General features: G+C 63.7%; 7 protein-coding genes. 4 read left to right on the top strand and 3 right to left on the bottom strand.

All coding sequences use genetic code 11. The features are described from left to right. The first annotated feature begins 265 nt into the window (after positions 1-265). The 3 genes from CZ322_RS04315 to CZ322_RS04305 all read left to right on the top strand — a co-directional run bounded on the left by CZ322_RS04315 (position 266) and on the right by CZ322_RS04305 (position 3,601). A complete protein-coding gene (locus CZ322_RS04315) occupies positions 266-1,021 on the top strand; it encodes a PspA/IM30 family protein (RefSeq protein WP_087070361.1) in 756 nt (251 codons plus the stop codon). 144 nt (positions 1,022-1,165) lie between these two features. Next, positions 1,166-1,909: a response regulator transcription factor gene (locus CZ322_RS04310; protein ID WP_026428430.1), complete on the top strand. Its 744-nt coding sequence runs from the start codon at positions 1,166-1,168 to the stop codon at positions 1,907-1,909. A gap of 9 nt (positions 1,910-1,918) precedes the next feature. Beyond that, the gene (locus tag CZ322_RS04305) at positions 1,919-3,601 is read left to right on the top strand and encodes a sensor histidine kinase (RefSeq protein ID WP_087070360.1); all 1,683 of its coding nucleotides are present in this window, start codon (positions 1,919-1,921) and stop codon (positions 3,599-3,601) included. Between the two features lie 5 nt (positions 3,602-3,606). Here the strand turns inward: CZ322_RS04305 and CZ322_RS04300 are convergent, their stop codons facing one another. Next, positions 3,607-4,359 carry a lysophospholipid acyltransferase family protein gene (locus CZ322_RS04300; RefSeq protein ID WP_087070359.1) on the bottom strand — a complete coding sequence of 251 codons (753 nt, stop codon included), beginning with the start codon at positions 4,357-4,359 and terminating at the stop codon, positions 3,607-3,609. Further along, positions 4,356-5,171 (bottom strand): SDR family NAD(P)-dependent oxidoreductase, encoded by an 816-nt coding sequence (locus CZ322_RS04295; protein ID WP_234984458.1) that lies wholly within the window; start codon positions 5,169-5,171, stop codon positions 4,356-4,358. Before CZ322_RS04295 ends, CZ322_RS04300 begins: the two co-directional genes overlap by 4 nt. Before the next feature lie 393 nt (positions 5,172-5,564). Here CZ322_RS04295 and CZ322_RS04290 point away from each other — a divergent pair, with 393 nt between their 5' ends. Next, the gene (locus tag CZ322_RS04290; RefSeq protein ID WP_143231846.1) at positions 5,565-7,085 is read left to right on the top strand and encodes an HD domain-containing protein; all 1,521 of its coding nucleotides are present in this window, start codon (positions 5,565-5,567) and stop codon (positions 7,083-7,085) included. 122 nt (positions 7,086-7,207) lie between these two features. On the opposite strand, the gene groL is transcribed toward CZ322_RS04290, so the two are convergent. Next, positions 7,208-8,830, bottom strand: coding sequence for a chaperonin GroEL (groL, locus tag CZ322_RS04285; RefSeq protein ID WP_016443292.1), 1,623 nt, complete (start codon positions 8,828-8,830; stop codon positions 7,208-7,210). Positions 8,831-9,209: the final 379 nt, after the last annotated feature.

Raw genomic sequence — 9,209 nt, 5'->3', positions numbered from 1 at the left:
TCCCGCCACAATTCCGGCTGGGGTTCGGGCTGGGGTTCCGGTTTTGGCGGCGAGCGCTCCAGCGGCTTCGGCGGGGGCTTCGGCGGTTTCGGAGGTGGATCCGGCGGAGGCTTTGGCGGATTTGGCGGCGGGGGCGCCGCGGGAGGAGGGAGCCGTTCGTTCTAACACCGGTGGCCGCGTGCGTCCGTTGATCGCGCCCCGCCCGGATACCATCTATCCAGTACATCACCCCATTCCTACTCGATAACACAGAGAAAGGCTGATCATGGCTGAAAAACAAACAATCCTCGGACGCATTACCCAGCTCGCGAAGGCGAATATCAACGCGCTCCTCGACCGCGCGGAAGACCCGCAGAAAATGCTCGACCAGATGGTGCGCGATTACAAGAATTCCATCGCGGAAGCCGAAGATGCCGTGGCGCTGACCGTGGGCAATCTGCGCCTGGCGCAATCCGATTACAACGAGGACATCAAGGCCGCGCGCGATTGGGGCCAGAAGGCCATCGCCTCCTCGCGCCGCGCCGATGAGATGCGCGCCAAAGGCGATGAAGCGGGCGCGAACCACTGGGATGACCTGGCGAAAGTGGCGCTGAGTAAGCAGATCCAGTACGAACGCGAAGCCAAGGATGCCGAACCCATGCTCGCCTCCCAGGAAAAGGTGGTGGAGCAGCTCAAATCCGGGCTCACCCAGATGAAGGAGAAGCTCACCGAGCTCAAGAATAAGCGCGATACCCTGGTGGCGCGCCAGAAGTCCGCCGAGGCGCAAAGCCAGGTGCAGGACGCCATCTCCTCGATCAACGTGCTTGATCCCACCAGCGAACTGGCCCGTTTCGAAGACCGGGTCCGCCGCCAGGAAGCCCTGGCGCAGGGCAAGGCCGAAGTTGCCTCCCTGAGCTTGGCCGATCAATTCGCCGAATTGGAGGATCATTCCGACGACGCAGAAATCGAAGCGCGCCTAGCCGCCCTCAAGAGCGGCCAGGAACCCGCGCAACTCGAAGGCCGGGACTTCTCCAGCTACTAAAGCGCAGCCGACTTCCCGGGCCGGGGTGGCAGCGCCACCCCGGCCCGCGGCGTCGTCGTTCCACCGCCATCGCTCCCACCGCTTTGCTTTCGCTTCCCGCAAACTTTCAGGAAGCTTCCAGATACCTCGAGTTTCCTTAACGTCATGACGCCTACCGAGCACACTCCCGAAGCGGCCATCCTCGTTGTTGATGATGAGCCCTCGATTCGTGAACTTCTTTCCGTTTCTCTCCGGTTCGCCGGATTCGATGTGTACACCGCCGCCGATGGCGCTGAAGCCCTCGCTCACCAGCAAAATCAGCATCTGGACCTGGCCGTCCTCGATATTATGATGCCGGGCATGGACGGCTTTGAAGTGCTGCGCCGCCTGCGCGAACGTGATCACGATCTGCCCGTGCTGTTCCTCACCGCTCGCGATGATGTGAAAGACAAGGTCCAGGGCTTGACCGTGGGCGGGGATGATTACATCACTAAGCCGTTCTCCCTGGAGGAAGTGGTGGCTCGTATCCGCGCGGTACTGCGGCGCACCAGCCCCGAGGAAACCGAATCGGCGGTGCTGCGCTACGCGGACCTGGAAATGAACGAAGATTCCTATGAAGTCACCCGCGCCGGCCGCCCGGTGGAACTCTCCCCCACCGAATTCAAGCTGCTGCGCTACCTCATTATTAATGCCGAGCGGGTGGTTTCTAAATCTCAGATCCTCGACCATGTATGGGATTACAACTGGCAGGGCGAGATCTCCATCGTGGAATCCTATATTTCCTATTTGCGGCGCAAAATTGATTCCCCGGAAGCTCTGGGGATTACCGACCCGGAGGAGGCACGCAATCTTGTGCCGCTCATCCACACTCGCCGTGGCATCGGCTACGTTCTGCGTGCTTCCAAATAGCATTCGGTTATGACCCAACGTCACGATCCGTTCCCTGCGGAAAGCGCGGGGGCTCCGGGCGCACCGGGCCGCCCGGCGAATCCCGGCACCTCGGCGCGACCGGACCGCCCGGCAAATCCCGGCACCTCGGCGCAACCGGGCCGCCCCTCTACCGACGCCCCCGCGCGCACCCGCCGCGACGGAATTTTCCGGCGCGCACTGCGGCCGGCCCGTACCCTGGCCGGCCGCCTCATTATTGCCTTCGTTATTCTGGTGGGCACCGCGGCAACCTTTTTGGGTTTCGCTTCGGTCACCCTCCTCAAGCAATACCTGGTCTCCACTATCGACCAGGATTTGACCACGAATGCGCGCTCGGTGGAACGAATGTTCCTCCAGGAAATGCCCGGCGCCAGCCAGTCCTCCCTCAACCTTTCCGATTTCTTCGTGCGGGTCAATTGGGGTATTGCCGGGCAGCGAGACGTAACCACCTACGAGCTGCCCAACCCGGGGGCCGTGGAAGAATTCGGCTACCCGCGCGAACTTGAACGTATTGCCAGCCTGGGTTCCGAAGAGCCGGTCACGGTTCCTTCCACCCTGTACGGCTCGGATTGGCGGGTGCTCGTGCACCCCATTAGCCCGACGTCCACCGGCGGCCTCATCACCGGGAATATTATTATTGCCCAGCCGCTCGGCCCTATCGAATTTACGATTGCGCGGCTGCGCCTTATTTTCGTGCTCGCCGGGCTCGCGACCGTGCTGGCCGCGGGGCTTGCCGTTACCGGCCTGGTATCGCGTACCTTGCGGTCCCTGCGTGATATCGAGGCGGCCACGCATACCATCGCGGAAGGGCACCTGGCCGAACGCGTCCCGCACGGTGAGGACGACGACGAAGTTGGGATGCTCGCTAACTCTATTAACGTTATGCTCGCCCAAATCGAGCATGCTTTCGCGGAAAAAGAGCGCTCGGAAGCAAAAATGCGGCGCTTCGTTTCAGATGCCTCCCACGAATTACGCACCCCGCTGGCCACCGTGCGCGGGTATTCCGAGCTATACCGCCTGGGCGGGGTTCCCCCGGAGCGGGTCCCCGAGGCGATGGAGCGGGTGGAATCGGAAGCCAACCGCATGGCCGGGCTGGTGGAGGATCTGCTCCAGCTGGCCCGCCTGGATGAAAACCGGCCCCTCAATCTTGATTGCGTCAATCTGGCCAAGCTGGCCGATAACGCCATCCTTGATTTCCGGGTGCGAGCCCCGCAGCGCACCGCCACGGTGGTCGCTTTGGATGGGAGCACCCCTCCGCCCAAGGTGGTGGAGGTACACGGAGATGCGGATCGTATCACCCAGGTGATCGCCAATTTGCTGTCGAATGTGCTCGCGCACGCCCCGGAAGCCAGCCCGGTGGAAGTGGCGGTGGGCATCGCGGAGGGCCAGCCCACTATCGAGGTGCGCGACCACGGCCCGGGTATTTCCGAGGCGGATTCCCAGCGCATTTTTGAGCGGTTCTACCGCCCGGATTATTCACGTTCGCGCGAATCGGGGGGCTCTGGGTTGGGCCTTGCCATCGTTGCCGCCATTATGGCCGCGCATCACGGTACCGCCCGGGCGCTTACTACCCCCGGTGGCGGGCTCACGGTGCAGCTCACTTTCCCCGCGCCGAGCGAACCATGCCAGAGCCCCGATGCGCTCGCGCCCGCACATCCGAGCGGGCAGGAATAAGCGGACTACTCAGCTACCGGCGGATCGAAGGGACTGGTGCCTTCCGGGGTGAGCGGATGCGCGCTCTTCTGCTCCAACATCATCTCAATCGCGGTGAATACCCGGCCCATAAAATCAGCCGGGTCTTCCTCCGGCAGCCCGTACATGGGCCGGCCAATAAATAAGAACACCTCGCCGCGGAATTTCGGGAGCACCGCGCCCACCGGCATGACCTCGTGCCCGCCGGACATGGCGATCGGAACAATCGGAACATTGAAACGCTGCGCCAGGGCCGCCGCACCCGCCTTGGGCGTGCCGAGTTTCCCGGTGCGCGAGCGGGTGCCTTCCGGGAAAATCAGAATCGGAACACCCGCGGCCAGCAGGCGGCCCGTCATCCCCTTGGCGCGCCCGGGCTGATATTCCGACCCGGCTTTCCCGGTGGGTTTTTTACCGCGCTCAATGGGATAGGTATTAAAGAACAGCGAAGTGAGATTAGAAATGCCACGGCGGCGATAAAAATAATCCGCGGCCGCGCCGGTTGCTAAGCGCTCAGTGAGCTTATCGGGAAGCAGCGAGAAAATCATCGGAGCATCCAGGTGCGAAGAATGATTAGGCACCAGGATAAACGCGCCGTCCAGATTCTCAATATTTTCTTCCCCCAGCACGGTAGGTCGAAGAATCGTGGACATGACCGGTTTCGTCAGGGCGCGGCGCACCCGATGCCGGCGGCGGGCCTTGGACTCATCCAGATACGGATCAATCGGTTCGAGCTCGCTCACCCGCGGTCCGCCTTTCGCCCACTGCCATTAATTTTCCTTGCCACCCAGTTTACCGCGCAGCGCGGGCCTTTCTCCGCCAGGAAACCAATGATCTTGTAACGCACGGTAGGCGTGCAGCGGACTTTTCCGCGCGCGGCCGCCGCGAGCGCGGCCCGCGCCACCGTATCGGGCTCCAGCCACAGCACATCGGGAACCCCGGAGCGTTTCCCGCCCGAGTTGCGGTGGAAATCCGAACGCACCCAGCCGGGTAGCACCGCGGTGACCGTCACCCCGCTGCCGTGCAGCTCCACTGCCAGCGATTCGGACCATACCCGCACAAAAGATTTGAGGGCCGCGTATGCACCCATGGGAACGAAGCTCTGCACCGAGGCAATATTAATGAGGGTGCCCTTCCCCCGCGCGGCCATCGCCGCGGTGGCCGCCGCGCCGATCCGCACCGGAGCTCCAGCCATGAGGGCCGCCGCCGCGTCAATCCGGTCCATATCCCCGTCCACGAGGCTTTCATAGAGGCCAGCCCCGGCATTATTGACCACCACATCAACGGCATTGTCACGGAGGTAATCGCATAGGCGTGCGACGTCGTTCCCCACGCCCAGATCGCAACACATCGTTTCGCATTCCACGCCCCGCGCCCGGAATTTTTCGGCCACGACGCCTAGGCGTTGCGCCCCGCGCGCCACCAGGACCAGCGCGTATCCGCGGGCGGCGAGCTGGCGGGCGAAGGCGAGCCCGATGCCGGAACTTCCCCCGGTCACCAGTGCCCGGGGCCGGCCAGCTGCGTGCGAGGCGGAAAAGGCTGCGTCAGATATCACGTCTCTACGTTAGTGCACCGGCCGCGCCCGTGCACCCCGCCGGCCCGGGTATCGCGTTCAGCTGGGCGAAAAGTGGCAGCCCCGGGGAACTCTCCGCCCGCGTCCACGCGCCACGCCGCACTCCCCCGGGGCGGGCGCGCCCGGCAAAAAGACCCACATGTTCCCCACCCGGGCCTGGGCATGATTAGAATCAGTTGCGTTTGAGTGCGGAGGGCGACGTGCGTCGTCGTCCCCTGGCGAAAAGTTCGCCGCGGGTGCGCACCNAGTGGCAGCCCCGGGGAACTCTCCGCCCGCGTCCACGCGCCACGCCGCACTCCCCCGGGGCGGGCGCGCCCGGCAAAAAGACCCACATGTTCCCCACCCGGGCCTGGGCATGATTAGAATCAGTTGCGTTTGAGTGCGGAGGGCGACGTGCGTCGTCGTCCCCTGGCGAAAAGTTCGCCGCGGGTGCGCACCACGGTGGGAGGAAATATGTCCGTTCCTTCGTGGCTGCCGGTTTCTTTCGAGAAGGCAGTGACGGGGCTGGGGGCGACCGCGTCCAGCGCGGAGATTCAGGAGACGTGTACCTCGGTGCTGGCGCGCTGGTCGGAACCGGATCGTATCTTCCACGATATTCACCACCTCACGGCCATGCTCGCCAATGTGGAAAAACTCATTAACGAAACGCATCACCCGGATACCGTGCGGCTTGCGGCCTGGTACCACGGCGTGGTTTTTTCGACGTCGCGCTACCGCGTCTACACGAAACGCGGCGGGGAAGATGAACTGCTTTCGGCGCGCACCGCTGAAAATGAGCTGACGAACCTCGGTATCGCTCCGGAAACCGCGCGCCGGGTGGCGGAGCTGATTTGGGGGATGAAGGCCCCGGCACTCACCGCGATGCCAGTGATGGGCCGCGCCCCGGCCACCAGCCTGGGCACGGCCGAACAAGATATTGACATTATGGTGCTGCGTGATGCGCACCTGGCGATTTTGGCTGCGTCCCCGCAGAGCTACCGGCGCTATACCCAGGCGATTCGCGAGGAATACCCGCATATTCCCGACGAGAGTTTCTGGCGCGGGCGCGAGAAAATCGTGGCGAAGCTGCTCGAGCGCAAGCATTTGTTTTATACGCCCGAGGGCCAAAAATGGGAGGATGCCGCGCGTCAGAATTTGCAGGCGGAGGCCGCGAAATTGCGCAAGCGCCTGGCCGAGCCGGAGCTAGGTACAGGCGGTGCGAATGTTGCGGGCGGGCCACGCGCCGCGGATATGGCGCACGCTGCGGATGGCGCGAACGCCGCTGAGGCTCTGCGCCCCGTAGATGCGGCCGGAACTGCTGAAGGCACGCGAACATCAGATGCCGCGCGAACCGTGGACGTGACGCGCCCGGGGGAGGTAACGCGCCCCGTGGATGCGAATGTAGGTACGACGACGCTCACCGGGCTCGCCACTCCCTCGGCTCCCACCGCGCCGGCCGGGGCGGATGCCTATCGCGATGCCCGCACCGAAACTTCTACTTTGGAAGCGGTGGAAGCTCGGATTCCGGAAGAGGATGCCGGCGAGGTGACGCGGGTGCTGCCTACCGGGCCGGCCGCCGAGGCGAGCGAGCCGCAGCTGAGCGCGGAACAGCTCCGCAAGCGCCAGCGTGAGGAGGTCTCCCAGGCCACCCTGAATAAGATTAATGCGCGGCGGCGGGCGGCGGAGAAGGAACGCGATGAGGCTATCGCGCTAGCGGAGAATATTGATTCCCCGCTCGCGGATCGCGCCCAGGCGGAGGTGTGGAAGGAAAAGGAACGCGAGGGCGCGCCCCGGCGTACCCCGCGCTATACGGAGAGCATCCCGCCGCTGATCGAAGACGATCCGGAAGGCGATATTGTGGCCCGGCCCGCAGATCCCTCCCCCACGCACGGCATCGAGCGCGAACCGGATATGTAGCTGCGGCCGGATACCACAAAGGTGGCGCGCCCTCCTCGCGGAAAGCGCGCCACCCGACAACTACCAGATCACGCTGGCAGCACTATTACTTCTTGGCGTCAGCTGCAGCTGAACCTAGCGGTTTAGTACATGCCGCCCATGCCGCCGTCACCCTGCGCGGCCGGAGCCGGCGGTTCGGGCTTGTCCGCCACCACAGCTTCGGTGGTGAGGAACAGACCGGCAATGGAGGCCGCGTTCTGCAGCGCCGAGCGGGTCACCTTGACCGGATCCATAACGCCCGCCTCCATGAGGTTGACGTATTCGCCGGTAGCCGCGTTGAGGCCCTCGCCCTTGGGGAGGTTGCGGACCTTCTCGGCCACCACGCCGCCCTCGAGGCCGGCATTGCTGGCGATCTGCTTGAGCGGAGCTTCGATAGCGTAACGCACGATGGCCGCGCCGGTCGCTTCGTCGCCCTCGAGCTTGAGGTCAGCGAAAGCTTCCTTACCGGCCTGGATAAGGGCCACGCCGCCACCGGCGACAGTGCCTTCTTCCACGGCCGCCTTGGCGTTGCGCACGGCGTCCTCGATGCGGTGCTTGCGTTCCTTGAGTTCAACCTCGGTAGCCGCACCGGCCTTGATAATCGCCACGCCACCGGCGAGCTTGGCCAGGCGCTCCTGGAGCTTCTCGGTGTCGTATTCGGAGGTGGAGTTTTCGATCTGGGTGCGGATCTGGGAAACGCGCCCGTCGATCTGCTCCTGGTCGCCAGCGCCGTCCACGATAGTGGTGTTTTCCTTGGTGACAACCACCTTGCGGGCGCGGCCGAGGAGCGTGAGGTCGGTGTTCTCCAGCTTGAGACCAACGGATTCAGAGATCACCTGGCCGCCGGTGAGGATGGCCATATCCTGGAGCATTTCCTTGCGGCGATCACCGAAGCCCGGGGCCTTGACGGCCACGGAGCGGAAGGTACCGCGGATCTTGTTGACCACGAGGGTGGCCAGCGCTTCGGATTCCACATCCTCGGCGATGATGAGGAGCGGGCGATCGGCCTGCATGACCTTTTCGAGAACCGGGAGGAGTTCCTTCTGGTTGGAGATCTTCGAATCCACGAAGAGGATGAAGGGATCTTCCAGAACGGCTTCCTGGCGCTCGGCGTCGGTCACGAAGTAGGGGGAGAGGTAGCCCTTGTCGAAGGACATGCCTTCGGTGAGCTCGAGCTCCAGCTCCAGGCCGGAGGACTCTTCCACGGTGATGACGCCTTCCTTGCCGGCCTTGTCCATAGCTTCGGCAATGACCTCACCAATTTCCTGGTCACCGGCCGAAATGGCGGCGGTGGAGGCGATTTCTTCGCGGGTATCGACTTCCTTCGCGTCCGCGAGGAGGCGTTCGGTCACGGCCTTGACCGCGGTATCGATGCCCTTCTTCAGCGCGATGGGGTTGGCGCCGGCGGCCACATTGCGCAGGCCTTCCTGCACGAGGGCCTGGGCGAGAACCGTCGCGGTGGTGGTGCCGTCACCGGCGATGTCGTCCGTCTTCTTGGCGACTTCCTTGACGAGCTCAGCACCGATGCGCTCGTAGGGATCTTCCAGCTCAATTTCCTTGGCGATGGACACACCGTCATTCGTGATGGTGGGGGCGCCCCACTTCTTATCAAGAACGACGTTACGGCCCTTGGGTCCCAGCGTCACCTTGACGGTGTCCGCGAGGAGATTGAGGCCGCGCTCCATGGAGCGGCGTGCTTCCTCATCAAAAGCAATGGTCTTTGCCATGCGATATTCCTCCAGAATCACTGTGGCCGGTGCCCGCGACGGACGACCTCCCGCGCGAAGCCTTTCTTCGCTCACGGTCAGCCTCACCAACCAGTTGGACTTATCACTCACATACTCGGAGTGCTAACAGAGATTCTGGCACTCTCACGGCGTGAGTGCAAGCTGTGGTTCAGGTACGACGACGCAGCAGCCATCCGCCAGAAAAGCGCGATATGCCCGCAATTGCGCGCGCCCGGCCCCGGATAACCGCCCCGAAAACTTGAGCGGGAAGCACTCAAGTTTTAGCGGCTGGCGAAGCCGGGAATCTTCACGCGGGGTTCTTTAGTCGCGGGGATCCCCCGCCAGCACGACGACGATGCTATCCCCGCTCGCGCTGGCG

The organism is Actinotignum timonense, from assembly GCF_900155575.1.
Taxonomy (GTDB): domain Bacteria; phylum Actinomycetota; class Actinomycetes; order Actinomycetales; family Actinomycetaceae; genus Actinotignum; species Actinotignum timonense.
Note: the sequence above shows the minus strand (reverse complement) of the source record. Positions and strands in the feature narration are given on the sequence as shown.